The 24788-nt window shown below is 71.0% G+C and carries 23 protein-coding genes; 8 read left to right on the forward strand and 15 right to left on the reverse strand.

Annotated elements, in window-relative coordinates; genetic code table 11:
- Positions 1 to 172: 172 nt before the first annotated feature.
- Entirely contained in the window at positions 173 to 1243 is a 1071-nt protein-coding gene (locus tag ACLJQM_RS24025) for an FAD-dependent oxidoreductase (RefSeq protein WP_410632833.1), read from the reverse strand.
- A gap of 126 nt (positions 1244 to 1369) precedes the next feature.
- Here ACLJQM_RS24025 and ACLJQM_RS24030 point away from each other — a divergent pair, with 126 nt between their 5' ends.
- On the forward strand, positions 1370 to 1948 hold the full coding sequence (locus ACLJQM_RS24030) for a TetR/AcrR family transcriptional regulator (RefSeq protein WP_410632834.1): 579 nt from the start codon (positions 1370 to 1372) through the stop codon (positions 1946 to 1948).
- A gap of 264 nt (positions 1949 to 2212) precedes the next feature.
- On the opposite strand, the gene pgl is transcribed toward ACLJQM_RS24030, so the two are convergent.
- From pgl to tkt, 6 genes are read right to left on the reverse strand one after another with little or no spacing between them, the layout of a single operon-like run.
- On the reverse strand, positions 2213 to 2992 hold the full coding sequence (gene pgl, locus ACLJQM_RS24035; RefSeq protein WP_247011513.1) for a 6-phosphogluconolactonase: 780 nt from the start codon (positions 2990 to 2992) through the stop codon (positions 2213 to 2215).
- Positions 2989 to 3987: a glucose-6-phosphate dehydrogenase assembly protein OpcA gene (opcA, locus tag ACLJQM_RS24040; RefSeq protein ID WP_410632835.1), complete on the reverse strand. Its 999-nt coding sequence runs from the start codon at positions 3985 to 3987 to the stop codon at positions 2989 to 2991. The genes pgl and opcA overlap by 4 nt, the downstream gene beginning before the upstream one ends.
- On the reverse strand, positions 3984 to 5507 hold the full coding sequence (zwf, locus tag ACLJQM_RS24045; RefSeq protein WP_360773334.1) for a glucose-6-phosphate dehydrogenase: 1524 nt from the start codon (positions 5505 to 5507) through the stop codon (positions 3984 to 3986). Before zwf ends, opcA begins: the two co-directional genes overlap by 4 nt.
- Positions 5504 to 7126, reverse strand: a complete 1623-nt coding sequence (locus tag ACLJQM_RS24050) for a glucose-6-phosphate isomerase (RefSeq protein ID WP_247011507.1) — start codon at positions 7124 to 7126, stop codon at positions 5504 to 5506. The genes zwf and ACLJQM_RS24050 overlap by 4 nt, the downstream gene beginning before the upstream one ends.
- Positions 7127 to 7134: 8 nt before the next feature.
- Positions 7135 to 8247 carry a transaldolase gene (tal, locus tag ACLJQM_RS24055; RefSeq protein WP_247011505.1) on the reverse strand — a complete coding sequence of 371 codons (1113 nt, stop codon included), beginning with the start codon at positions 8245 to 8247 and terminating at the stop codon, positions 7135 to 7137.
- Positions 8248 to 8261: 14 nt separating this feature from the next.
- Entirely contained in the window at positions 8262 to 10373 is a 2112-nt protein-coding gene (gene tkt / locus ACLJQM_RS24060) for a transketolase (protein WP_410632837.1), read from the reverse strand.
- Between the two features lie 283 nt (positions 10374 to 10656).
- Here tkt and ACLJQM_RS24065 point away from each other — a divergent pair, with 283 nt between their 5' ends.
- From ACLJQM_RS24065 to ACLJQM_RS24080, 4 genes are read left to right on the forward strand one after another with little or no spacing between them, the layout of a single operon-like run.
- Positions 10657 to 11637 carry a heme o synthase gene (locus ACLJQM_RS24065; protein WP_247011501.1) on the forward strand — a complete coding sequence of 327 codons (981 nt, stop codon included), beginning with the start codon at positions 10657 to 10659 and terminating at the stop codon, positions 11635 to 11637.
- 17 nt (positions 11638 to 11654) lie between these two features.
- On the forward strand, positions 11655 to 12242 hold the full coding sequence (locus ACLJQM_RS24070; RefSeq protein ID WP_410632839.1) for a hypothetical protein: 588 nt from the start codon (positions 11655 to 11657) through the stop codon (positions 12240 to 12242).
- Between the two features lie 60 nt (positions 12243 to 12302).
- On the forward strand, positions 12303 to 14540 hold the full coding sequence (locus ACLJQM_RS24075; RefSeq protein ID WP_410632841.1) for a HelD family protein: 2238 nt from the start codon (positions 12303 to 12305) through the stop codon (positions 14538 to 14540).
- A 10-nt stretch (positions 14541 to 14550) separates the two neighbouring features.
- Positions 14551 to 15120, forward strand: coding sequence for an FKBP-type peptidyl-prolyl cis-trans isomerase (locus tag ACLJQM_RS24080; RefSeq protein WP_410632843.1), 570 nt, complete (start codon positions 14551 to 14553; stop codon positions 15118 to 15120).
- Positions 15121 to 15183: 63 nt separating this feature from the next.
- On the opposite strand, the gene ACLJQM_RS24085 is transcribed toward ACLJQM_RS24080, so the two are convergent.
- The gene (locus tag ACLJQM_RS24085) at positions 15184 to 16152 is read right to left on the reverse strand and encodes a quinone oxidoreductase family protein (protein ID WP_360773319.1); all 969 of its coding nucleotides are present in this window, start codon (positions 16150 to 16152) and stop codon (positions 15184 to 15186) included.
- Positions 16153 to 16243: 91 nt separating this feature from the next.
- Between ACLJQM_RS24085 and ACLJQM_RS24090 the strand changes: the two genes are divergently transcribed.
- Together ACLJQM_RS24090 and ACLJQM_RS24095 are read left to right on the forward strand one after the other, a co-directional pair.
- The gene (locus ACLJQM_RS24090; protein WP_396126585.1) at positions 16244 to 16546 is read left to right on the forward strand and encodes a hypothetical protein; all 303 of its coding nucleotides are present in this window, start codon (positions 16244 to 16246) and stop codon (positions 16544 to 16546) included.
- Positions 16543 to 17403 (forward strand): RimK family alpha-L-glutamate ligase, encoded by an 861-nt coding sequence (locus tag ACLJQM_RS24095; RefSeq protein ID WP_410632844.1) that lies wholly within the window; start codon positions 16543 to 16545, stop codon positions 17401 to 17403. The genes ACLJQM_RS24090 and ACLJQM_RS24095 overlap by 4 nt, the downstream gene beginning before the upstream one ends.
- Here the strand turns inward: ACLJQM_RS24095 and ACLJQM_RS24100 are convergent, their stop codons facing one another.
- A complete protein-coding gene (locus tag ACLJQM_RS24100; RefSeq protein WP_410632845.1) occupies positions 17404 to 17586 on the reverse strand; it encodes a hypothetical protein in 183 nt (60 codons plus the stop codon). It lies immediately after the preceding gene.
- Positions 17587 to 17773: 187 nt separating this feature from the next.
- Here ACLJQM_RS24100 and ACLJQM_RS24105 point away from each other — a divergent pair, with 187 nt between their 5' ends.
- The gene (locus tag ACLJQM_RS24105) at positions 17774 to 19006 is read left to right on the forward strand and encodes a hypothetical protein (RefSeq protein WP_410632846.1); all 1233 of its coding nucleotides are present in this window, start codon (positions 17774 to 17776) and stop codon (positions 19004 to 19006) included.
- A 59-nt stretch (positions 19007 to 19065) separates the two neighbouring features.
- Here the strand turns inward: ACLJQM_RS24105 and ACLJQM_RS24110 are convergent, their stop codons facing one another.
- From ACLJQM_RS24110 to mptB, 6 genes are all read right to left on the reverse strand, one after another.
- Entirely contained in the window at positions 19066 to 19995 is a 930-nt protein-coding gene (locus tag ACLJQM_RS24110; RefSeq protein ID WP_410632848.1) for an acyl-CoA desaturase, read from the reverse strand.
- 64 nt (positions 19996 to 20059) lie between these two features.
- A complete protein-coding gene (locus ACLJQM_RS24115; protein WP_410632850.1) occupies positions 20060 to 21025 on the reverse strand; it encodes a COX15/CtaA family protein in 966 nt (321 codons plus the stop codon).
- Positions 21026 to 21108: 83 nt separating this feature from the next.
- Positions 21109 to 21303, reverse strand: a complete 195-nt coding sequence (locus tag ACLJQM_RS24120; RefSeq protein ID WP_086856735.1) for a hypothetical protein — start codon at positions 21301 to 21303, stop codon at positions 21109 to 21111.
- Positions 21304 to 21392: 89 nt separating this feature from the next.
- Positions 21393 to 22175, reverse strand: coding sequence for an ABC transporter permease (locus ACLJQM_RS24125; RefSeq protein WP_360773300.1), 783 nt, complete (start codon positions 22173 to 22175; stop codon positions 21393 to 21395).
- Positions 22172 to 23098, reverse strand: coding sequence for an ABC transporter ATP-binding protein (locus tag ACLJQM_RS24130; protein ID WP_247011477.1), 927 nt, complete (start codon positions 23096 to 23098; stop codon positions 22172 to 22174). The genes ACLJQM_RS24125 and ACLJQM_RS24130 overlap by 4 nt, the downstream gene beginning before the upstream one ends.
- 6 nt (positions 23099 to 23104) lie before the next feature.
- A complete protein-coding gene (gene mptB, locus ACLJQM_RS24135; protein WP_360773551.1) occupies positions 23105 to 24757 on the reverse strand; it encodes a polyprenol phosphomannose-dependent alpha 1,6 mannosyltransferase MptB in 1653 nt (550 codons plus the stop codon).
- Positions 24758 to 24788 lie beyond the last annotated feature (31 nt).

A 24788-nucleotide genomic window follows, 5' to 3' on the forward strand; every position in this document is an offset into this window, starting at 1 on the left:
TTTCACCCGCCGTCGGTGCTCCGGCGTCCGGATTTCGCAACGGCTTGGTCCAAATGGGGGATAGTCGCGGAAGGGTGCTACTCGGAGTGGGAGTTCTGCTTCCCTGTGTGCACCCGGACGACCACATCGTGGGAATCATGTTACCCACGTGTGGGCGTCCGGCGGTAGTTCTTCAGGCGGCCATCGAGTGGAGGTCGTCGTTGAGCAGGTCGTCGAGGCCGCTCGCGCACGCCTTCGCGGTATCGATCGACCGCGGCAGCATCCCGGCCTCGTACGCCATGACCGCCTCGTCGACGCTCGGCGCCGTCGCCAGCGCGGTGGCGAGCTCGGTGCCGTCGAGGAGCGCGAGGTTCGCGCCGACCCCCAGCGGCGGCATCAGGTGGGCCGCGTCGCCGAGCAGGGTGAGGCCCGGCGTGTGGGTCCACGCGTGGGGGACCGGCAGGACGTGCAGCGGCCGGTGGGTGAACCCGCCGTCGGCGTCGGCGAGGAACCGCAGCACGCCGGGGTGCCAGCCGGCGTAGCGCTCGAGCAGGTGCGTGCGCACCGCGGCGGTGTCGGCGAAGTCGAGGCCGGTGTGCCAGTCCTCGGGGGCGTAGAACACGGCGTAGCAGCGGACGTCACCGTTGCTCGTGCGCTGCGCGAAGAGGGCGCGCCCGCCGGCCTTGGTCATCATGGTGCCCTGGCCGGCCATGGCCGCGAGGTCCGAGGCGCCGCCGTGGTCGAACTCGACGAACGTGACCCCGCTGTACACCGGCCGGACGGCGGTCAGAGTCTGGCGGACGCGGGACCACGCACCGTCCGCGCCGACGACGAGGTCGAAGTCGCGGGTCTCGTCGTCGCCGAAGGCCAGCCGGGCGCCGGTGACGCCGGTGATCGGCCGCCCCCACCGGACGGTGCCGGGCGCGAGCGAGTCCAGGAGGATGCCGCGGAGCTGGCCGCGGTCGATTTCGGGGCGGAAGTCGTCGTCGGGGGTTTCGTCGATGACGACTTCGGCGGTGTGCGGGTCGAGGGCGCGCATCTGCTGGCCCTCGGGCCGGGCCAGTTCGCGGAACCGGTCGTACAGGCCGGCGGTGCGGAGGGCGACCTGGCCGGTGTCGCCGTGCATGTCGAGCGTGCCGCCCTGGGGGCGGGCCTCGGCGGAGGCTTCTTGTTCGAAGACGGTGACGTCGACGCCGTGCTGCTGCAGGACGCGGGCACAGGCCAGGCCGCCGAGGCCGGCGCCGACGATCGCGATGGAGTTCATGACTTCCCCCTGGGAGTTCAGGGCCCCGGGCTGATCCGGCGGCCTGAACCAAGAAAAGCACAGTGACTCTAAAAGTGCAACGACTCAACTTTTGAAGTGAGTTCACCATCACGTAGGCTGGGGTGCATGACCGAAGTGATCGGGCGCCGCGAGCGCAAGAAGGCGCAGACGCGGCAGGCCCTGGCCGACGCCGCGCTGAAGCTGTTCCTCGAACGCGGCTACGACGAGGTCGGGGTGAAGGAGGTCGCGGACGCCGCCGACGTCTCGGTGACGACGTTGTTCAAGTACTTCCCCAGCAAGGAAGCCCTGCTGTTCGACCAGGACGACGACATCGAGGCGGCCCTGGTCGCCGCGGTCCACGACCGCCCGCCGGGCAGCCCGATCGTGGAAGCCCTGCAATCGCACATCCTCCGCGACGTCTCCGACGGCGGCCCGGACGAGGAGTTCCTGCGCCTGATCGAGAGCACCCCGGCCCTGCGCGAGTACGGCAGGCGCATGTGGATGCGCCACGAGACGGCACTGGCACGGGCGATCGCGCAGGAGTCGGGCGCCCCACCGGGCGACGTACGGGCGGCGGCGCTGGCGAGGTTCGCTCTGGCGTCCCGCGACTTGATCACGGCCCACGAGGACCCGCGCGCGGCGGCGGAGGAGATCTTCGGCTGCCTGGCGCGCGGCTGGCGCACGGAAGAGCCCGGAAAGCGGTGAAAGGCCACCTTGAGGAACGCGAAGTCCGCCGCGGTCTTCCAGGCGGCTCCGGACCTCTGGGCACTGGTTCGGCGACGCCCGCGCAAGGCCTGGTCGAGCGCGGCCGTCTCGGGTGGCTGGCTCAGCCGCGGTCCTCCAGACGGGCTCGGACCGCCGCCGAGCAGGCGCCGACCGCCGCGGCCTGGGTTCCGTGGGCCGAAAGCGGTGAAGACCGCCTTGAGGAACCTGAAGTTCCTCAAGGCGGCCTTCACGAACCACCGGAAGCTAAGCCGTGGGCGGTTGGTAAACCTTCGTCAGCTTGCCCGCCGCGGCGCGGTCCAGCAGCCACAGCGTGCGCCGGTGCCCTCGGGCCCCCGCCACCGGCAGCTGGACCTCGCCCGCCCCCGACAGCGCCAGCGCCACCGCGTCCGCCTTCGCCTCGCCCGCCGTCAGCAGCCACACGTCGCGGGCCCGGCGGATGGCCGGCAGGGTCAGCGAAACCCGCGTGGGCGGCGGCTTCGGGCAGTTGCGCACCGCCACCACCGAACGCTCGGTCTCGTACACCGCCGGCGACTCCGGGAACACCGATGCCGTGTGGCCCTCGCCGCCGAGGCCCAGGAGCATGATGTCGAACGTCGGGACGTCGCCGTGGTCCTCCGGGCCCGCGTTGTCCGCCAGCACCGACGCGTAGGACGCCGCCGCCGCGTCCGGGTCGTCGCCGAACTCGCCGTCCGACGGGGCGATCGCGTGGACGCGCTTCGGGTCCAGCGGGACGTGGTCCAGCAGGGCCTCGCGGGCCTGCTTCTCGTTCCGCTCGTCCGAATCCGCCGGGACGAACCGCTCGTCACCCCAGTAGATGTCCAGGCGGGACCAGTCGATCGCGTCACGGGCCGAGGAAGCCTGCAGCTCCGAGAGCACCGCGATGCCCGTGCCGCCGCCGGTCAGCACGAGCGACGCCGTGCCCTTGGCCGCCTGGACGTCGACCAGCCGCGTGACCAGCCTGGCGGCCGCGGCGGCCGCCAGGATGTCCTGGTTCGCGTAGACGACTACTTCCGTCTTGCTCATTTCTTGGCACCGGCCGCCGCGGCGGCGGCGGGCGAGGTGACGTCGGCCTTCGGCGGGGCCCCCGTCTTGCCGTTCGTGCCCGGCGCGATCTTGCCGAGGCCGTGCAGGGCGGCCTCGTAGATCTCGTCCGGGTCGAGCCGGCGGAGCTCCTCGATCAGGCAGTCCTGGTTGTTGCGGCGCTGCAGCGCGATGCGGCGGGTCGGCTGGCCCGGCTGGGTCAGCGTGCCGACGCGGCCGTCCGGGCGGTGCAGCTCCACCGGGCCGGACCGGCGGTCCAGCGTCACCGAGATGATCCCGGCGGCACCCGCGCTCTTCACCCGCTTCACCGGCGCCTTCAGGTACTCCGCCAGCCAGCCGGCCAGCAGCTCGGTGGACGGCGAGTCGGCCTCGCCGGTCACCGTCGCGCCGGTGATCTTCTCGAACGGCGGCAGGTCCAGCGCCGACACCAGCTGCGCCCGCCAGCGGGTCAGCCGGGTCCACGCCAGATCGGTGTCGCCCGCGGTGTACGCCTTCGCGCGCGTCAGCAGGGCCCGGACCGGGCTCTTCTCCGCGGCGGAGTCGGTGATCCGGCGCTGCGCCAGCTGGCCCAGCGGGTCGTTCGCCGGGTCCTTCGGACCGGCACCCGGCCACCAGCAGACGATCGGCGCGTCCGGCAGCAGCAGCGGCACCACCGCGCTCTGGCCCTGCGCGGCCAGCGGCCCGTAGAGCCGCAGCACGATGACCTCGCTCGCGCCGGCGTCGCCGCCGACGCGGATCTGGCCGTCGATGCGCGGGGCCGCCGTGCGGGCGCCCTTGGCCACCACGATCACCCGCGACGGGTGTTCGCGGCTCGCGCCGTTGGCCGCCTCGATGGCCTCTTCGAGCCTGGCGTCGTCGTCGGCCACGATGACCAGCGTCAGCACCCGCCCGAGCGCGACTTGCCCGCCCTGTTCGCGGATCTCCACCAGCTTCTTGTTCAACGCCGAAGTCGTGGTGGACGGCAGGTCGATGATCACGGGCGCCTCCATTTCCGGCCGGTGCGCTCCAGCATTTCGTCGGCGGACGGCGGGCCCCAGGTACCCGGCGGGTACTGCTCCGGCGACCCTTCCTTGGCCCAGTGCTCGAGGATCGGGTCCAGGATCTTCCAGGACAGCTCGACCTCTTCGTTCACCGGGAACAGCGACGGCTCGCCCAGCAGGACGTCGAGGATCAGGCGCTCGTAGGCCTCGGGGGAGGACTCGGTGAACGCGTGCCCGTAACCGAAGTCCATCGTGACGTCGCGGACCTCCATCGTGGTCCCCGGCACCTTCGAGCCGAACCGCAGCGTGATGCCCTCGTCCGGCTGGACCCGGATGACCAGGGCGTTCTGCCCCAGCTCCTCGGTCGACGTCGAGTCGAACGGCAGGTGCGGCGCCCGCTTGAACACGATGGCGATCTCGGTGACGCGGCGGCCGAGCCGCTTGCCGGTGCGCAGGTAGAACGGCACCCCGGCCCAGCGGCGGCTCTGCACCTCGAGGGTCACCGCGGCGTAGGTCTCGGTCTTCGAGTCCTTCGCGAAGCCCTCTTCCTGCAGCAGGCCGGGCACCTTCGTGCCGCCCTGCCAGCCGCCCGCGTACTGGCCGCGCGCGGTGGTCTTGTTCAGCGGCCCGAGCGGCTTGGTGCCCGAGAGCACCTTGATCTTCTCCGCGCGCAGGGCTCGCGGGTCGAACGACAGCGGCTCCTCCATCGCGGTGAAGGCCAGCAGCTGCAGCAGGTGGTTCTGGATGACGTCCCGGGCGGCGCCGATGCCGTCGTAGTACCCCGCGCGGCCGCCGAGGCCGATGTCCTCGGCCATGGTGATCTGCACGTGGTCGACGTAGTTGGCGTTCCAGATCGGCTCGAACAGCTGGTTGGCGAAGCGCAGCGCCAGGATGTTCTGCACCGTCTCCTTGCCGAGGTAGTGGTCGATGCGGAACACCGACTCCTCGGGGAAGACGTCGTTGACGATCGCGTTCAGCTCTTCGGCGCTCTTCAGGTCGTGCCCGAAGGGCTTCTCGATGACCACGCGCCGCCACGTCTTCTCGTCGGCGTTCGCCAGCCCGGAGCGGGCCAGCTGCTTGGTCACCACCGGGAAGGCGCCGGGCGGGATCGACAGGTAGAACGCGGTGTTGCCGCCCGTGCCGCGTTCCTTGTCGAGGTCCTTGACCGTCTGCGCGAGCCGGTCGAAGGCGTCGTCGTCGTCGAAGGTGCCCTGCACGAACCGGATGCCTTCGGCGAGCCGGTTCCACACCGACTCCTTGAACGGCGTCCGCGCGTGCTCTTTGACCGAGTCGTGCACGAGCTCGCCGAAGTCCTGGTGCTCCCAGTCGCGCCGGGCGAACCCGACGAGCGAGAAGCCGGCGGGCAGCAGCCCGCGGTTGGCCAGGTCGTAGATGGCGGGCATCAGCTTCTTGCGGGCCAGGTCGCCGGTGACCCCGAAGATCACCAGGCTGGACGGCCCGGCGATGCGCGGGAGCCGCTTGTCCCGCTCATCGCGAAGGGGGTTGCTCCAGGTCATGCGCCGACCTCCTGTACCGCGCGGACGACCGCCGCGAGCCCGGCGGCCCGGTCGGTCAGGTGCAGGCGCAGCACCGGGCGGCCGTGCTCGGCGAGCACCTGCCCGTCGCCCAGTGCCTGCGCGTGCTGCAGCTGACCCAGCGTGTAGGGCCGGTCCGGCACGTCGAGGTCCTGCTCGACGACGCCGGTGAGCTGCAGGAACACGCCGTTCTGGTGCCCGCCCTTGTGGTACTGCCCGGTGGAGTGCAGGAACCGCGGTCCCCAGCCGAACGTCGTCTGCTTCCCGGTGGCCTTGGCGATCTCGCCGCGCAGCAGCTCGGTCGAGGCGTCGTCGAGGCGGTCGAGGTAGGCCTGCACGGCGAGGTAGCCCGCGTCCGGCGCCGAAGCGAAGAACGCGCGCAGCACGTCGGTGAGGCTGCCTTCGGTGGAAACCCCGTCGCTGCCGAAGATCTCGACCGGTCCGTCCACAGTGGACGCCGTTTCGCCGCCCTTCAGCTTCTCCGGGTCGTCCAGCAGCGCACGGGCCGCCTTCTTCGCGGTTTCGACGTCGGGCTGGTCGAACGGGTTGATCCCGAGCAGCCGGCCGGCCAGTGCCGTGGCGAACTCCCACAGCAGGAACTGCGCGCCGAGCGAGCCGGTGACGGCGATCTTCGCCGCTCCCTGCGGGCTCCCGACCGCGACCGCCGTGGCGTCCGCCTTCGCGTCGTCGAAGCCGGGCGCGGCCGGGCTTTCGACCGCGACGGGCAGCAGCCCGGTGCCCTGCTTGCCGGTGGACTCCGCGATCAGCTGCTCGGCCCAGTCCGGGAAGCCCTTGATGCCGGAGCCGGAGTCGGCCAGCACGACCTTCTCCGCGCCCGCTTCGTGCGCCGCGGCCCAGGCGGCGGCCAGTTTGACCGCCGGGTTGTCGGCCGAGTCCGCGGCGAGCTCTTCGGCCACCGAAGCGGCCTGGTCGAGCAGGCGGGCGACGTCCGCGCCGGCCAGGCCGGCCGGGACGAGCCCGAACGCGGTCAGCGCCGAGTAGCGGCCGCCGACGTGCGGGTCGGCGAGGAAGACCTTGCGGTAGCCCTCCTTTTCGGACAGTTCCTGAAACGGCGAGCCCGGGTCGGTGACGACCACGATCCGCCGCGCCGCGTCGATCCCCGCGTCGGCGAACGCCTTCGCGAAGATCCGCCGGTGGCTGTCGGTTTCGACGGTGCCGCCCGACTTCGACGACACCACGATGACCGTGCGGTCGAGGTCGCCGGCGAGCGCGTCGGCGACCTGGCCGGGGTCGGTCGTGTCGAGAACGGTCAGCGGGACGCCGTCGGTCGCGGTGATCACTTCCGGCGCGAGCGACGAGCCGCCCATGCCGGCCAGCACGACGCGGTCGACGCCCTCACTGCGCAGCTCGGTCCGCAGCGCCTCGATCTCGCCGATCAGCGGCCGCGACGACTTGTGCAGCGTCGTCCACGACAGCCGGATCGACGCCTCGGGTTCGGCCTCCGGCCCCCAGAGCGTCGCGTCCTTCGCCGCCAGCTTCGACGCGGCCTGGTCGGCGACCAGCCGGTCGGCCAGCGGGGCGGCGCGCTCCGCCAGTGCGGCGTCCACGATCTCGACGCCGGTCTTCTCACCTGTCGTCATGTCGTGCTTCAGCCCTTCGCCTTCTCGAGCTGCCCGTTCACGGTGTCCAGAAGCTCGGTCCACGACTTCTCGAACTTCTCGACGCCCTCGTTCTCCAGCACCAGGAAGACGTCGGTGATGTCGATGCCGACCGCCTCGAGCTGGTCGAAGACCTGCTGCGCGTCCTTGCCGTGCCCGGTGACCCGGTCGCCCTTGAGGTCAGCATGCTCCGCGACCGCGTCCAGGGTCTTCTCCGGCATGGTGTTGACGGTGTCCTTGACGACCAGGTCGTCGACGTAGAGCGTCGGCGAGTAGTCCGGGTTCTTCACGCCGGTCGAGGCCCACAGCGGGCGCTGCGCGTGGGCGCCGTCGGCCGCGAGGGCCTTCCAGCGGTCGGTCGCGAAGAGCTCCTCGAAGGCCGCGTAGGCGAGCCGCGCGTTGGCGACGGCCGCCTTGCCGCGCAGGGCCTTGGCCTCGTCGGTGCCGATGGCGTCCAGGCGCTTGTCGATCTCGGTGTCCACGCGGGAGACGAAGAACGACGCGACCGAGTGGATGCCGCGCAGGTCGTGGCCGTTGGCCTTCGCCTGCTCGAGACCGGCGAAGTAGGCCTCGATGACCTTCTTGTAGCGCTCGACGGAGAAGATCAGCGTGACGTTGACGCTGATGCCCTCGGCCAGCGTCGCGGTGATCGCCGGCAGGCCCTCTTCGGTGGCCGGGATCTTGATCAGCACGTTCGGCCGGTCGACGGTCTTCCACAGGTCCTTCGCCTCGGCCACCGTCTTGTCGGTGTCCTTGGCCAGGCGCGGGTCGACCTCGATCGAAACACGGCCGTCGACGCCGTTCGTGGCGGTGTAGACGTCGCGGAACAGGTCGGCGGCGTTGCGCACGTCGGTCGTCGTCAGGTCCCGGATGGTCGCCTCGACGTCGGCGCCCTGGGCGGCGAGCTCCTTCGTGCGCTCGTCGTAGGCGTCACCCTTCGACATCGCGTTGGCGAAGATCGTCGGGTTGGTCGTGACACCGACGACGTGCTTGTCGCGGATCAGGTCCGCGAGGTTGCCGGTGTTGAGGCGTTCACGCGAGAGGTCGTCGAGCCAGATCGATACACCGGCCTCGGACAGCTGCGCGAGCTTGTCGTTGCTCATTACTGTCATCCCCTTCAGGAATTCTTGGTGTTGGCGATCGAGCGGCGGGCCGCGTCGACGACTGCCTCCGTGGTGAAACCGAACTCACGGAACAGTGTGGCGGCATCGGCGGAGGCGCCGAAGTGCTCGATCGAAACGTTCACCCCGGCGTCACCGGTGAAGCGGTGCCACGACTGGGCGATGCCCGCCTCGACGGACACGCGGGCCTTCACACCGGCCGGGATGACGGATTCGCGGTAGGCCGCGTCCTGCGCGTCGAACCACTCGACGCACGGCATCGAGACGACGCGCGCCTTGACGCCGTCGGCCTCGAGGGTCTTCTTCGCCTCGACGGCGAGCTGGACCTCGGAACCGGTGGCGATCAGGATCACGTCCGGCGTGGCAGTAGCGTCTTCGGAGTCGGCCAGGACGTACCCGCCCTTGGCGACGCCCTCGGCGCTGGTGCCTTCGAGCACCGGCACGTTCTGGCGGGTGAGCGCCAGGCCGGACGGGTGGTGGACGTCCTCCAGCACGGCCTTCCACGCGTACGCGGTCTCGTTGGCGTCCGCCGGGCGGACGACGTTGAGGCCCGGGATCGCGCGCAGCGCGGAGAGCTGCTCGATCGGCTGGTGCGTCGGCCCGTCTTCGCCGAGGCCGATCGAGTCGTGCGTCCAGACGTAGGTGACCGGCGCCTTCATCAGCGCGGCCAGCCGGACCGGCGGGCGCATGTAGTCGGAGAAGATGAGGAACGTCGCGCCGTACGGGCGGGTGCCGCCGTGCAGCGCGATCCCGTTGAGGATCGAGCCCATGGCGTGCTCGCGGATGCCGAAGTGCAGCGTCCGGCCGTACGGGTTGGCCTGCCACATGTCGGTGGCGGCCTTCTCGGGACCGAACGAGTCGGCGCCCTTCATCGTGGTGTTGTTGCTCTCGGCCAGGTCGGCCGAGCCGCCCCACAGCTCCGGCAGCGGGTCGGCGAGGGCGTTGAGCACCTCACCGGAGGCCTTGCGGGTCGCGATGCCCTTGGCGTCCGGCTCCCACTTCGGCAGGTTGTCGGCGAAGCCCTCCGGCAGCGTGCGGGTGGACATGCGGTCCGCCAGCTTCTTGCGCTCCGGGTTGGCCTGGCCCCACGCCTCGAACTTCTGCGTCCACTCGGCGTGCGCGGTCTTGCCGCGCTCGAGCGCCTGGCGGGTGTGCTTGAGCACGTCGTCGTCGACCTGGAAGGACTGCTCCGGGTCGAAGCCGAGGATCTCCTTGACCGCGGCGACCTCTTCGGCGCCCAGCGCGGCGCCGTGCGCCTTGCCGGTGCCCATCTTCTTCGGGGCCGGGTAGCCGATGACGGTCCGCAGCGCGATGAACGACGGGCGGCCGGTCTCGGCCTTGGCGGCCTTGATGGCCTCCTCGATCGCCACGACGTCCTCGCCGCCCTCGACGACCTGGGTGTGCCACCCGTAGGCCTCGTAGCGCGCGACGGTGTCCTCGGACAGCGCGATGTTGGTGTCGTCCTCGATCGAGATCTTGTTGTCGTCCCAGAAGACGATGAGGTTGCCCAGTTCCTGGCGGCCCGCGATGGACGAGGCCTCGGAGGTGACGCCCTCTTCGATGTCACCATCGGACGCGATGGCGTAGATGTAGTGGTCGAAGATGCTCTCGCCGGGCGCGGCGTCCGGGTCCAGCAGGCCGCGCTCGCGGCGGGCGGCCATCGCCATGCCCACGGCGTTGGCCAGGCCCTGGCCGAGCGGCCCGGTGGTGGTCTCGACGCCGTCGGTGTGCCGGTACTCCGGGTGCCCCGGGGTCTTGGAGCCCCACTTGCGCAGCTGCTTGAGGTCCTCGAGCTCGAGGCCGTAGCCGGCGAGGAACAGCTGGATGTAGAGCGTCAGGCTCGAGTGGCCCGCCGAAAGCACGAACCGGTCGCGGCCCGGCCAGTTCTGGTCGTTCGGGTCGTGACGCAGCGTGCGCTGGAAGAGCGTGTAGGCCAGCGGCGCCAGGCTCATCGCGGTGCCGGGGTGGCCACTGCCACAGTTCTCGACCGCGTCCGCGGCGAGCACCCGGACGGTGTCCACGGCGCGGGTGTCGGTGTCGGTCCAGTCGGCGGGGACGTTACGCCGGAGGAGTGGGTTGTTCTCGCTGGTAGGGGCAGTTTCGGACACTGAACTCCAACTCCCGGTCATGATGGTTGCGGCTGGTCTTCCTCGTTCCGGTTACCCGTGCGCGGGGTCATCTATCTCAATCGATCCCGAAGGGACGATATTCCTGCTCGCGACCCTGCGCAGGGGCAATCGCGGCCCGTCGCGGTCAGCCTAGTGCTTAGGCCCGTCGAGGACCCGCGATCACCCACGGGATTCACCACGTCTAACATCGGTCGAGGGTTCAGACCGGCGTTCCACCACGGCCTTCGGCACGGACCCGCCCGAACCTGACGCAGGGAGTGAAATGTCGTTGGTGAACGCTGCGCACGGACGCAGTGAAGACACCAGCGCCGTGCACCCGACCGGTGAGCGACCGCACGGTGACCGGCGAAGCATCCGCCGGGTCGTCGGCGCCTACGCCGCGCTGGCGAAGCCGCGGGTCATCGAGCTCCTCCTGGTGACCACCATCCCGGCGATGTTCCTCGCCGGCCGTCAGATCCCCTCGCCGTGGCTGGTGCTGGCCACGCTGGTCGGCGGGACGATGGCCGCGGGCAGCGCGAACGCGCTCAACTGCGTGATCGACGCGGACATCGACAAGGTGATGAACCGCACGAAGCGCCGCCCGCTGGTCAAGGACTCGGTGCCCCGCCGCGGTGCGCTGGTCTTCGGCCTGGTCATGGGCGTCGCGTCGGCCGTGGTGCTCTACCTCACGGTCAACCTGCTGTCGGCGATCCTCGCGGTCGCGACGATCCTCTTCTACATCTTCGTCTACACGCTCGGCCTGAAGCGGCGCACGTCGCAGAACGTGGTCTGGGGCGGTGCGGCGGGCTGCATGCCGGTCGTCATCGGCTGGGCCGCGGTCACCGGCACCGTGCAGTGGCCGGCGTTCGTGATGTTCGGCGTCATCTTCTTCTGGACGCCGCCGCACACCTGGGCGCTGGGCATGAAGTACCGCGACGACTACGAGCGCGCCGGCGTCCCGATGCTGCCGGTGGTCGCCACCGCCCAGCACGTCGCCCGCCAGATCGTCATCTACTCGTGGGTGATGGTGGCGTGGACGCTGCTGCTGCTCCCGGTGACGTCGTGGCTGTACGGCACCTTCGCGATCCTCGCCGGCGGCTGGTTCCTCTTCTATGCGCACAGCCTGCAGGCGGCGGTGCGGCGTGGTGAAGAGACCAAGCCGATGGCGCTGTTCCACCGCTCGAACACGTACCTGATGATCGTGTTCGTCGCGCTGGCCGTCGACTCGGCGATCGGCCTGCCCACCCTCGGCCTGCCGTTCTGAGACGGGCCGGGATCGCGGTGGCCGCGGTCGTCGTCCTGGGACTGCTGGTCCTGCTCGGCCGGGGCAAGGTGCCGCTCGACACGAACCAGCTGCTCGGCACCGCCTGCGCCATCCCGTCCCGGATCACCGCGATCCCGGGGGCGCCCGACGCCGCTCCCGGTGGCGGCGGCCTCCGCGTGGCCGAGCAGGGCGCCGGCACCGTGGTCGAAAACACCAGTACCCAGTTCGCGTACCGGATCCCGGTGGCGGCCGGCTCGACGCGCGCCGAGGTCCCGCTGCTCGCGCCCGGGCAGCGCACCGCCGTCGCGGGCGCCGGGCCGGTGACGTTCGGCCCGGTCGTCTGGCTGGCCCCGGAGTCGCTCGGCGGCTACACCCCGGTCACCGCCACCCCGGTCCCGGGCGGGGTCCGGTACACGTCGTCGAACTGCCGCGCGCTGACCAGCCACGGCGCCGTCGTGCTGCGCCGCACCGGGACCGGCCGGATCGTGGAGAGCGGGGAGCTGCCCGCCGCGAGCGTGTCGTGCGCGCCGGGGGAGAAGGTGCTGCCGGCCGTGCTCGCGCCCGGCAGCGAGGTCTTCCCACGCTGCGGCCTCGGGCCGGAATGATCGCGGGGCCGGGGTCGTTAGACTTGACCGGCTCTTTTCCTTGAGGCGAAAGCAGGATCTTTGTCTTCGGACGACTTCTCCGCCGAGCTCGCCCGCGAGCAGGCGTACGTCACCACCCTTTACGCGAAGCTCGACGCCGAACGCGTCGAAGCCCAGCGCCGCCTCGACGAGACGCTGCGCCAGACCGGCGGGACCCCGCAGGCCCGCACCGAGCGCGACGTCGCCACGACGCTGTACACCGACCGGCTGGCCCAGCTCGGCTCCGTCGAACAGGGGCTGGCCTTCGGCCGGCTCGACTTCGTCCCCGACAGCGCCGAGGAAACCACCTACATCGGCCGGCTCGGGCTGTTCGACGAAGACGACGACTACAAGCCGCTGCTCGTCGACTGGCGGGCGCCGGTCGCGCGGCCGTTCTACCTCGCCACCGCGGCGTCACCCGAAGGGGTGCGCCGGCGGCGGCACCTGCGGTCGCTGACCCGCAAGGTCACCGGCTTCGACGACGAGGTCCTCGACCTCACCGCCGCCGACCAGGGCCAGGACCTCGGGCTGGCCGGCGAGGCCGCGCTGCTGGCGGCGCTGGAGCAGCGGCGCACGGGTGAGATGAGCGACATCGTCGCGACCATCCAGGCCGAGCAGGACCGGATCATCCGCGCCCCGCTGGGCGGCGTCATGGTCGTGCAGGGCGGGCCGGGCACCGGCAAGACCGCCGTCGCCCTGCACCGCGCGGCCTACCTCCTCTACACGCACCGCCAGCAGCTCACGACCCGCGGCGTGCTGGTCGTCGGGCCGAACAGCACGTTCCTGCGCTACATCGGCCAGGTGCTGCCCTCGCTCGGCGAGACCGGCGTGCTGCTGGCCACCATCGGGCAGCTCTACCCGGGCCTGGACGCCGACGGCGTCGAATCCCGCGAAGCCGCCGAGGTCAAGGGCCGGCTGGTGCTGGCCGACGTGCTCGCCAACGCCGTCCGGGACCGCCAGCGCGTGCCCGAGCCGGTGCTGGAGATCGAGTACGAGCACGACGTGCTGCGGCTGGACCGCAAGACGTGCACCGACGCCCGGACCCGCGCCCGCCGCTCGCGGCGCCCGCACAACCCGGCGCGGCGCCTGTTCGTCTCCGACGTCCTCGACGCGCTGACCCGCCAGGCCGCGCGGAAGCTGGGGGACGACCTCCTCGACGGGCAGGACGTGGCCGACATCCGGGCCGAGCTGGCGGCGGACGAGAACGTCGCGGCGGCGTTGGACTCGCTGTGGCCGGTGCTGACCCCGGAAGGGGTGCTCGACGACCTGTTCGCCGACCGCGAACGGCTTTCGAGCGCGGTCCGGAAGCTGCTGTCTCCCGAGGAGCGCGCCCTGCTGGAGAGCGGGCGCGACGCGCGCTGGACGCCGGCCGACGTGCCGCTGCTCGACGAGCTGGCCGAGCTGATCGGCGTCGACGACACCGAGGCCCGCGTCGAGCGCAAACGCCGTGAGCGCGAGGACCGCGCGTATGCCGAGGGCGTGCTCGACATCCTCGAACAGGACGAGGAGATCATCGACGAGGAGCTGCTGCGCGTCTCCGACGTCCTCGACGCCGAGCTGTTCGCCGAGCGCCAGGTCGCGCGCAGCGAGCTGACCGCGGCCCAGCGGGCGGCGCAGGACCGGACCTGGACGTTCGGGCACGTGATCGTCGACGAGGCCCAGGAGCTCTCGGCGATGGACTGGCGGCTGCTCATGCGCCGCTCGCCCAACCGCTCGATGACGCTGGTCGGCGACGTCGCCCAGACCGGCGCGGCGGGCGGGGCGCGGTCGTGGGGCGAGGTGCTCTCGCCGTACGTCGCGGACCGGTGGCGGCTGGAGGAGCTGACCGTGAACTACCGCACGCCCGCGGAGATCATGGCGGTGGCCGCGCGGGTGCTGCGCGAGGTCGACCCGTCGTTGTCGGCGCCGTCTTCGGTGCGGGAGACCGGGGTCGCGCCGTGGTCGGAGCGCCCGGCGTCGCTGGAGTCGTCGTTGCCGGAGCTGGTGGCCCGCGAACTGTCCGAAGTGGACGGCGGGACGGTGGCGGTGCTGGTGCCCGCGGCCCGGCTCGACGCGGTTTCGGCGCTGCTCGGGGCGTCGGACGAACGGCTGAGCGTGCTGACGGTCGAGCGGTCCAAGGGCCTGGAGTTCGACTCGGTGGTGCTGGTGGCGCCGGACGAGGTCGTCGCGGGCTCGCCGCGCGGGCTCAACGACCTGTACGTGGCCCTGACGCGTGCGACCCGGCGGCTCGGCGTGGTCCGGACCGGTGACGAGGTACCGGCACTCTCCGTGCTTGGCTAGGGTGCCTCGCATGCAGAAGATCGGGAAGATCGTGGTCGTCGCCGCGGCGGCGCTGTCGCTGGCCGCGTGCGGCCAGGACGCCAAGACCGAGCCGGCCTCGGCGCCCCCCACCGCGGCGCCGACGTCGGACGCCGCCGCCCCGGCGACCCAGAGCAAGGGCCGCGAGTGCACGGCGGACGACATCAAGACGACGGGGAAGTTCGGCGAGAAGCCCGAAATCACCATCCCGGCCGACTGTGACCCGCCGAAGAAGCTGATCACGAAGGACCTGTCCGAGGGCACCGGCAACCCGGCCAAGACGGGCCAGCAGCTGAAGATGAACTACCTGCTGGTGACGTGGTCGGACAAGAAGGTGCTGGACAACTCCTACGACCGCGGCGAGACGTTCGACCTGAACCTGGGCGCGGGCGAGGTCATCCCGGGCTGGGACCAGGGCCTGGCGGGCATCAAGCAGGGCGGCCGCCGCCTCCTGATCATCCCGCCGGACCTCGCGTACGGCGAGGGCGGCCGCGGCATCAAGCCGAACGAGACGCTGGTGTTCGTCACCGACGCCGTCACGGTGCCCGGCAACCAGGGCTGACCGGCGGCACTTTCACGTGAAAGTGCCCACCTCGGGGCGGCACTTTCACGTGAAAGGTACGGGTCAGGGGATGAGCAGGAGCTTGCCGGTGGTGCGGCGGCCCTGGAGGTCTTCGTGGGCCTTGCGCGCGTCGGCCAGGGGGTACTTCCCGCCGATGCGGATGGTCAGGTCGCCCGCCTGGATGGCGTCGAACAGCTCCTTCGAGCGCCAGTCGAGCTCCTCGCGCGTGCGCGTGTAGTGCACGGACGTCGGGCGGGTCAGGTACAGCGAGCCGCCGGAGTTGAGGCGCTGCGGGTCGAGCGGCGGGACCGGGCCGCTCGAGGCGCCGAACAGCGCGAGCAGGCCGCGCACCTTGAGGCTGGCGAGGCTGCCGTCGACGGTGTCCTTGCCCACGCCGTCGTAGACGACGTCGACGCCCTCGCCGCCGGTCAGCTCGCGGGTGAGCTTGGCGAAGTCGTCGCGGTCGTAGCGGATCACCTCGTCGGCGCCGGCCTCGCGGGCGAGCTTCTCCTTCTCCTCGGTCGACACCGTGCCGATGACGCGGGCGCCGCGCGCCTTCGCCAGCTGGACCAGGAGCAGCCCGACGCCGCCGGCGGCCGCGTGCACCAGCACGTCGTGGCCCGCCTTGACCTCGAAGGTCGAGGCGACCAGGTAGTGCGCGGTGATGCCCTGCAGCATCGTCGCGGCGGCGGTCTCGAGGGAGACGCCCTCGGGCACCCGCACGGCCACCGAAGCCGGCACGATCTTGCGGGCCGCGTAGCTGCCGATCGAGCCCTGCCACGCGACGCGGTCACCGGCCGCGAAGCCGGTGTCGGCGCCCGCCTCCACGACCGTGCCGGCGCCCTCGAGCCCGAGGACGAACGGCAGCTCCATCGGGTAGATGCCCTGGCGCTGGTAAGTGTCGATGTAGTTCACCCCGGCCGCGGCGACGTCGACCAGCAGCTCGCCGGCCTGCGGGGCCCGGACGTCCACTTCGGCCGCTTCGAGCACTTCCGGGCCGCCGGTCTTCGTCACCTGCACTGCGGTGGGCATGGGTCCTCCTCGGGTCGGGTTCTCCCGGTGCAACTATGGCCGACGCCACGCTGTTCCGCGTTCCGGCGCCGGGTTGGTTATGGTTCGGGACGTGTCCGAATCATCTGAGACAGTCGTTTCGCCGACCAGCGCGCAGCTGGCCGCGGCGCGCAAGTTCGTGAAGGCGCACGGCAAGCCGTCCCGCGCGGTGGTGGAGAACATCGGCCGGGCGGGCGCCCGCGTCGTGCTGGTCGGCGCCGACGGTGCCCTCGGCGACGTCGTGGTCCCCTCGGTGGCGACGGGTGAGGCGCTGGTCGAGGCCGTCGAGGACCTCTCACCGGCGACGTGGGACGCGGAGACGGTCAACCAGACGAAGATCGGCCCGGCCCACCGCCGCAAGATGGCGGGCCGGTGAGCCCCACCGCGGTCCTGGTCAGCTGCTCGGAGCTCCCCACGGGTGACGGCGACGACGACGCCGTGGTGCCCGCTTTGTCCGCGCTGGGCTTTTCGGTGGCGTGGGCCCCGTGGGACTCGTCGTTCGACTTTTCCTCAGCGGACGCGGTGATCCTGCGCGCGACCTGGGACTACGCGTCCCGGCGCCCGGAGTTCCTCGCCTGGTGCGAGTCGGTCCCGGCCCTGCTCAACTCCGCGGACGTGGTCCGCTGGAACACGGACAAGTCGTACCTGGCGGAGCTGCTCGACGCGGGCTTGGCGGTGGTACCGACGTCGCTGGTCCAGCCCGGTGACCCGGCCCGGTTCCCCGCGTCGGACTTCGTGGTGAAGCCTTCGGTGGGAGCGGGTTCACGCGGCGCGGCCCGGTTCGCCGGCGGTGCCGACGCCTCGTCACACGTGGCTTCGCTGCACTCCGAGGGGCACACGGCGCTGATCCAGCCTTATCAGTCCAGTGTGGACACTTCGGGCGAACTGGCCTTGGTGTACCTGGGCGGCATCTACTCGCACGCCTTCTCGAAGGGTGCGATGCTGGGGTCCACATTGGACGCTTCGGGGTTGTACCTCTCGGAGGAGCTGGCTCCGGCTGCACCGCCGGCGGAAGCGGTGGCCCTGGCCGAGGACGTCCTCGACGCGGCTTCGGCGTTGCTGGGAATCCTGCGCGCGGAGCTGCTGTACGCCCGGGTGGACCTGGTGAACGGGGCGGACGGGAAGCCGCTGCTGCTGGAGCTGGAGCTGACGGAGCCGTCATTGGGCTTCCGTCAGACCGACCCGGCCGCGGCCATGCGCTTCGCATCGGCGGTGCGGCAGCAGCTGGCGTAGTCACTTGGCGGCTCGCTGCACGGCGGCGAGCACCAGGGCGACGACCGCCCCGATCGTCGTCACGGCAATCGAGCCGGTGACGACGTAGAGTCCGCCGATTCCGGTCAGCCCGGCTTTGATCAATTCCCGCGCGTCTCGCGAATCCTGACGTGTGACGGGCCTCCGCGGGCTGTTTTCGGTCACTGTTCCACCCCTTTTGTGGTGTACTAGTACTCCTTGAGCAAATGATGGCTGAAGGGGTGCGTTTCCGGGCATGGTCACTTGTGTCCGTCAGATGTTTTTCGTTGTCGGACCGGCGTGCTCGACGTCGTCGCCCCTTGTCGGGGTTGTCGATCATTGCTGGGTGCCACGGCGAAGTGGAGGAGACTCCGTGACCATCGGGATGGCCGGCCCTCCAGCTGGCGGAGGGTCGGCGTCGGCGGACGTCGAGAAGGCTCTGAGATGGCTCGCGACCCGCAAGGACGGCAAGCCCCTGAGGTTTCTCCGGTATGCGGCGCAAGACCCGACGAGCGAGTCGGCACTCTTGCTCGGCTGTCTGGTCGAGCCGACCGGATCGCTCCCAGCGGCGACGCCGGACTCCCGCGCTTACGCGGTGTGGGGCCTGATCGTCGATGAGATCGGAAAGGTGGGTTCAGGCGACGAGTCGCGCCGCCGTAATACCTTGATCGCTGCTTTTCGGCTGTCGCCGGTTCCGGGGGCCGAGACAGCGTGGAAGGCCACCCTCGATGATCGATTCAGCCAGTTGCTCGGCCTGCCGGGAGTCTTTGGTGATCCCCCGCCTACAACGACGACGCCTGCCCACAAAGCGTGGCGGCGGGCAGTCGCCAGACTGACGGCCTGTGTACCTCAGAAACTGCAGTCACTTCAGCACGATGGGCAGGGGTGGCAGCGCTACGTCGAGATCGGACGAGGAGGCTCGAAGCAGCCGCCTCGCGGTCGGCCTGTCAGTGAGAAAAGCAGTTTAGCATCGGGATTCCGGGCGCCGTCCTCCGATGCGCAACCGATGTTCGTCGAGCGCATGGTCGTGCGGGTGGTCATGCATCGCACGACGGTGCTGCGTCGGACGACGGAACGGGACATCGTCGCGTGCGTGGACGGCCTCGACGCCTTCGACGCGTCGGCGGCGACGGGCTGGACGAATGACCTGTCGAAACTGCCGGTCAAGGCGATCTGGGCTTGTCGTCTCGTGGTGCGGTCGCCTGTGCATTCCGATGATCCAATCGCGGCACGGCTGCGCTTCCGCAGGGTGCTGCGCCGGGGAGACCGGTATTCCTTCGTCTCCGAGACTTGGGACGATGAACTCGAAGAACGACGACGTTGGATCAACGTCGTCGTCGACCACCACGGCATCGCGCCCGGATCGCTCGATGACCATGGCCGACCGGTTGCCGGCCTGACCATGCAGGTGGCTTTCGATGACCATTGCTTGCCGGAAGCCTGCTGGTGGTACGCGGAACAGGTCGAAATCGAAAGGTTGACGAGGCCGCAGACCGGCGATCCCCGGCTGCTTGAGGTCGGCGACGGTTTCGCAGAACACACTTTCACAGAGCCGTGCCAACCCAGCGGGGATTACGGCATTGCGTTCACTTGGCCAGCTGATTGAGCCAAAACAAACTCGGCTTGTGCGGGAGCAAAGTAACCGGCTGGCGGTGCGGAAAGTGCCTACTGAGTCGTCGCCGCCCGCTTGGCGGCCAGCCGATCCGCTCGCGGCCAGCGCACATCCGTCGCCCAGCCCAGTTGCTCGAACGTCCGGATCACCCGCGCCGAAATGTCGACCTGTCCCCGCAGCACCCCGTGCCGCGCGCAGGTCGGGTCCGCGTGGTGCGAGTTGTGCCACGACTCGCCCATCGACAGCACCGCCAGCGGCCAGAAGTTCGCCGCCTTGTCGCGGCTCGCGAACGGGCGCTCGCCGATCAGGTGGCAAACCGAATTGACCGACCACGAAACGTGGTGGAGGAACGCGATCCGCACCAGGCCCGCCCAGAAGAACGCCGTCACCACGCCCCACCACGACCACGTGATCAGCCCGCCGAGCACCGCCGGCAACGCCAGGCTCAGCGTGATCCACAGCCAGAAGTACCGGTTCACCCAGCGAAGATCGTTGTCCGCCACCAGGTCCGGGGCGAAGCGGTCCGCGTTGGTCACCTCGCGGCCGAACATCCAGCCCATGTGCGCGTGCCAGAAGCCGCGCAGCAGCGCCGACGGCGATGTGCCGAACAGCCAGGGGGAGTGCGGGTCGCCCTCGCGGTCGGCGAACGCGTGGTGGCGGCGGTGGCTGGCCACCCAGAAGATCACCGAACCCTGGACCGCCATGCTGCCCGCGATGGCCAGCGCCACCCGCAGGGGCCGCGAGGCCTTGAACGCGCCGTGCGTGAAGTAGCGGTGGTAGCCGACCGTCACGCCCAGCGTCGCGAAGACGTAGAACACCGCCGCGAGGATCAGGTCGACCCAGGTCATGCCCCAGCCCCAGACCAGCGGAACCGCGATGAGCAGCGCCGCGAAGGGCACCAGCAGGAACGTCTTGAGCACGATCATCTCGCCCGTGCCGCGGCGATGGGAGATCAGCGGCTTGGGGGCGGCGCGCGAGGTCATGGCGCGAACAGTAACCCACGGCCGTGAACGGGCACGCCGATGCCGAGTTAAGCCCGCGTTGCCGTCAGGCGGCCGCGAGTTCGCGCGGGGCGGGGTTCAGCGAGACCGCCGGGCCGCGGTCGCGGCTGCCGGTCCACAGGGTCGCCGTCGCGATGATGACCGCCATCGCGCCGAGGACGTGGAACGACACCATCGCCTCCGGCACGCCCAGCGCGTACTGCAGCGAGCCGAGCCCGCCCTGCGCCAGCGCGACCACCCAGACCGCCGTGTAGCGCTGCCACAGGCTCTTCGGCGCGCCGACGCGCATCAGCTGGAGGCCGAACACCGCGAGCAGCAGCAGGTACAGCACCAGGAGCCCGCCGTGGACCTGGGCGAGCGCCTCCACCGGGGCGTTCAGGCGGTGGGTGTTGATGTCGCCGCTGTGCGGGCCGGCGCCGGTGACCGTGGTGCCCGCCGCGAGGACCAGCCACATCACGACGGCCAGCGCGACCAGGATGCCCCGGCCGGACGCGGGGACCAGCGACCGCGCGGGTTCGTCGCCTTCGCGGAACGCGCGCAGCAGCAGGACGGCGAGCCAGACGAGCGGGGTCGTGGCGAGGAAGTGGATCGCCACCGTCCACCACTCCAGCTTCGCGAGCACGGTGAGGCCGCCGACGACGGCCTGCAGCACGACGCCGCCGGGCATCGTCCAGGCCAGCTTCACCAGGCGCTTGCGGCCCGGGTGGTCGATCTGCACGCGCCACGCGGTGATGACGGCGACCGCGGCCACGGCGATGACGACGCCGGTGAGCAGCCGGTTGCCGAACTCGATCCACTGGTTGAGCGCGTCGATGCCGGAGTCGTGCTTCGGCACGAGGCTGCCGGCGACGCACTGCGGCCAGGTCGGGCAGCCGAGCCCGGACCCGGTGACGCGCACGATGGAGCCGGTGACGCCGATCAGCGCCTGCGCGAGGACCGCGGCGATCCCGACGGCCCGCTGCACGGCGGCGGACGGAAACGGCAAGCGGGCGACGAGGCTGGTGAACGGCACCCATCGATGGTAGAGCGCGCGAAAACGCGGCTTTCGGCAGGTCCCGGCGCCCAGAACGGCGGCGTGGCCACAAGGGACCAAGGTCACTCGGTCTTCTTGGCCTTCTTCTGGAAGAAGCCCATCGATTGCGCGAAGACGGCGCCGAACCCGAGGACGGCGATCGGCGCGGTCTTGATCCAGAAGGCGCCCGCGTCCAGCTTGAGAAGGAGGACGAGCACGCCGATCGCCACCACGAGCAGGAGGAGCAGGATCAGGAAGACGCGGGTTTTCGAAACCATGTGAAGTGCCCCCTCGGTACCGGATGTATCCGGATGACCTTGGCGCGGCGGCGGCAGATTCGTGACGTCAGTTCTACCCGCCCCGGGACTCAGGTGAGTTTCGTCGTCCGCGAAGCCAGCCCGCCCGCCAGCACGGCCCACACGGCCAGCACCGCCATCGGGCCGGGTGCGAACGCCCCGTCGACCAGCGCGGCCCGCATGCCCTCCGCCAGCGCCCCCGACGGCAGCAGCTGGACGACGAAAGCCAGCCCCGAAGGCAGCGAAGAAGGCGCCAGCAGGATCCCGCCCGCCAGCAGGAGCACGAACCACACCACGTTCGCCAGCGCCAGCACGGCTTCCGCCCGCAAGGCGCCACCCAGCAAGACGCCGAGAGCGCCGAACGCCAACGTCCCCAGCACCAGCAGCAGCACCGCCGAGAACAGGCCCGACAACGACGGTGACCACCCCAGGAAAGCCGCCACCACGCCGATGATCACCGACTGCAGCGCCACCACCAGAAGAGCGGCCGCGAGGCGCCCGGCCACCAGCAGCCACCGGGGCAACGCCGTCGCCGAAAGCCGCTTCAGCACCCCGTAGCGCCGGTCGAAGCCGAGAGCGATCGCCTGGCCCGTGAACGCCGACGACATCACCGCCAGCGCCAGGATCCTGGGCGTGATCCAGTCCACTTTGGACGTCGAACCCAGCGACGACGCGGGCAGGATGTCCAGCAGCGACAACCCGATCAGCAGCGCCAGCGGGATGAGCAGCGTCAGCAGCACCTGCTCGCCGTGGCGCAGGGTCAGACTGGCTTCGACCCGCGCGTGCGTGCGCAGCATCCGGCCCAGCGACCCGCGGCCCGGCGCGGGGGTGAAGGTTCCCGGGGCGAAAGTCATGCCCGCAGCTCCCGTCCGGTCAGCTCCAGGAAGACCTCTTCGAGCGTCCGCCTGCCCACCTGCAGATCGTCGGGCAGCACGCCCTGCTGCGCGCACCACGCCGTGACCGTCGAGACCACCTGCGGGTCGATCGAACCGGCCACCACGTACGTGCCCGGTGCCGACTCGCGGACCGCGTAGCCCTCCGGCAGCGCCGCCGCCAGCAGCTCCGTGTCGAGGCGGGTGCGGGCCTTGAAGCGAAGGCCCGCCGCGCCCGTTTCGTCCATCGTCAACGACTGGGGCGCTCCCGAGACGACGACCTTGCCGTGGTCGACGATCACCACCGTGTCGGCCAGCGCCTCCGCCTCCTCCATCAGGTGCGTGGTCAGCAGCACCGAGACGCCGTCGCGGCGCAGGGCCGCCAGCAGGTCCCACACCAGGCGGCGGGCCTGGGGGTCCATGCCCGCCGTCGGCTCGTCGAGGAACACCAGCTCGGGGCGGCCGATCAGGGCGCACGCGAGTGACAACCGCTGCTGCTGGCCGCCGGAGAGGCGCTTGAACGGCGTCCGGCGCACCGACGTCAGCCCGAGGGTCTCCAGGAGCCAGGCCGGGTCCAGCGGCGAAGCCGCGCAGGACGCCACCAGGCGCAGCATCTCGTCGGCGCGGACGCCGGGGTACGCGCCGCCGCCCTGGGGCATGATCCCGACGCGGGGGCGCAGGGCCGCCGATTCGCGGACCGGGTCGAGCCCCAGCACCCGGACAGTGCCCGCGTCAGGCTTGAGGAAGCCTTCGCAGAGCTCGACGGTGGTGGTCTTGCCGGCCCCGTTCGGGCCGAGCAGGGCGAGCAGGCTGCCGCGCTCCATCCGCAGGTCGAGACCGTCGACCGCGCGGGTGGAGCCGTAGCTTTTGACCAGCCCGGTGATCTCGACGGCGGGGGCACTCACGTCGGGTCACGATACGGCGTCGGCCCGCGCGGGCAGCCGCGGGGACGGCCTGGACAGCAGCACGGGCGCCAGCCGCCGGACGATCAGCATCCCGCCGCCGCAGACGACGATCGCCGCGACGTAGGCGAACGGCAGCACGTACGGGCGGCCGTCGAACGTGCTGCCGGTCGGCGGGAGCAGGAACGGCAGGGCCGCCGAGAGCACCGTCGCGGCCACCCGGAAGCGGGACGTCCCGGCCGCGGCGGCCAGCGGGATCACCGCCCACAGGACGTACCAGGGCTGCAGGTTGATCTGCAGGATCATCACCGCGCCCAGCGACACGCCCAGCCCGATGATCGGCCGGTAGCGCCACTTGAAGCTGTCCCACAGGAACTTGAAGGTGATGGCCACGGCGACGAGGTAGCCCAGGGCGCCGAGGATCGGCACCAGGCCGTCGGTGTGGTTGCCGAGCCCGAGCGCGATGCCCAGCACGCCGGACAGGTTGGCCAGCTCCGCGGTGGGGGAGATCCAGGAGCGGACCAGGCCGGGGGTGTTGAACGTCGCCCCGAACCAGCCGAAGCCGAGCCCGGTGCCGAAGCAGACGGCGACCAGCACGACGCCGAACCACGCCGCCATCGGCGCGCCCGCCAGGAACAGGTCCTTGAGCCGGCCGTGCCAGCGCCGCGCCACCATCACGGCGAAGAACGGCAACGCGAACACCGCGGGCAGCTTCACCGCCACCCCGAGCGTGATGATGGCCACGCCGAGCCCGATGTAGAGCAGTTCGCCTCGCGCCAGTGGCGGGGGTGTGTCGCCCTTCACCCGGATCGGCAGCTTCCGGATGCCCACCTCCAGCCCGGCGAGCATCAGGCCGACGGCGAGCGCGTCGTTGTGGGCGCCGGCGACGAAGTGGAAGATCAGCAGCGGGTTCAGCGCGCCGAGCCACAGCGCGGTCGCGGGCTGCACGCCGAAGCGGCGCGCCAGCCGCGGCAGCGCCCAGACGATGAGGACCACACCGGCCAGCGCGAGCACGCGCTGCAGCAGCACGCCGACCGCGATGCTGTTGCCCGCCAAGGGCGCCAGCCAGCCGCCGAGGCGCAGCACCAGCGGCCCGTACGGCGCCGGCGTCTCGCGCCACATGTTCGACACGCCCGCGGTGTACGGGTCGGCGACGCCGAGGGCCTGCGCCGGACCCAGCACGTACGGGTCCATGCCGCGGTGCACGATCTCGCTCTGCGCGAGGTAGCTGTAGACGTCGCGGGAGAACAGCGGCGGGATCACCAGCAGCGGCAGCACCCACAGCGCGATGGTGCGGGAGAGCTGGCCCTGCGACGCGAGCCGCGCGCGGTCGGGCCGGGCGAAGCGGCCGAGCATCAGCCAGCTGAGCACCAGGATGCCCATCCCGGAGATGGCGATGGCCAGCGACACCGTCGGGATCCGGGTGAACAGCCGCAGCACCGGGATCTCCTGCACCGGGTTGATCACCGGGGCGGCACCGGCGCCGAGCGAGCCGAGCGCGAGGAAGAGCGACCCGACCGTGCCGAACCGGCGCACGACGTTCAGCCCGCGCCGCTCGTCGGCCTCGAGGGGCAGCGGTTCGAGGGGGCGGACGGGCGAAAGCGTCACCGGGTGCGTGCTCCCGGTCGCGATCACCGCCGCCTGCTGGTCCTGCTCACCCACTGCCACGGGTGCAGGGTATCGGTCCGCCCCG

It is taken from the genome of Amycolatopsis sp. cmx-4-83 (assembly GCF_046548815.1).
GTDB classification, from domain to species: Bacteria; Actinomycetota; Actinomycetes; order Mycobacteriales; family Pseudonocardiaceae; genus Amycolatopsis; species Amycolatopsis pretoriensis_A.

Excerpts from the sequence above, each read along its gene's own strand:
- ACLJQM_RS24025 (WP_410632833.1), bottom strand. The coding sequence starts at position 1,243 with ATGAACTCCATCGCGATCGTCGGCGCCGGCCTCGGCGGCCTGGCCTGT.
- ACLJQM_RS24030 (WP_410632834.1), top strand. The coding sequence starts at position 1,370 with ATGACCGAAGTGATCGGGCGCCGCGAGCGCAAGAAGGCGCAGACGCGG.
- pgl (WP_247011513.1), bottom strand. The coding sequence starts at position 2,992 with ATGAGCAAGACGGAAGTAGTCGTCTACGCGAACCAGGACATCCTGGCG.
- zwf (WP_360773334.1), bottom strand. The coding sequence starts at position 5,507 with ATGACCTGGAGCAACCCCCTTCGCGATGAGCGGGACAAGCGGCTCCCG.
- ACLJQM_RS24050 (WP_247011507.1), bottom strand. The coding sequence starts at position 7,126 with ATGACGACAGGTGAGAAGACCGGCGTCGAGATCGTGGACGCCGCACTG.
- tal (WP_247011505.1), bottom strand. The coding sequence starts at position 8,247 with ATGAGCAACGACAAGCTCGCGCAGCTGTCCGAGGCCGGTGTATCGATC.
- ACLJQM_RS24065 (WP_247011501.1), top strand. The coding sequence starts at position 10,657 with ATGTCGTTGGTGAACGCTGCGCACGGACGCAGTGAAGACACCAGCGCC.
- ACLJQM_RS24080 (WP_410632843.1), top strand. The coding sequence starts at position 14,551 with ATGCAGAAGATCGGGAAGATCGTGGTCGTCGCCGCGGCGGCGCTGTCG.
- ACLJQM_RS24085 (WP_360773319.1), bottom strand. The coding sequence starts at position 16,152 with ATGCCCACCGCAGTGCAGGTGACGAAGACCGGCGGCCCGGAAGTGCTC.
- ACLJQM_RS24110 (WP_410632848.1), bottom strand. The coding sequence starts at position 19,995 with ATGACCTCGCGCGCCGCCCCCAAGCCGCTGATCTCCCATCGCCGCGGC.
- ACLJQM_RS24120 (WP_086856735.1), bottom strand. The coding sequence starts at position 21,303 with ATGGTTTCGAAAACCCGCGTCTTCCTGATCCTGCTCCTCCTGCTCGTG.
- ACLJQM_RS24125 (WP_360773300.1), bottom strand. The coding sequence starts at position 22,175 with ATGACTTTCGCCCCGGGAACCTTCACCCCCGCGCCGGGCCGCGGGTCG.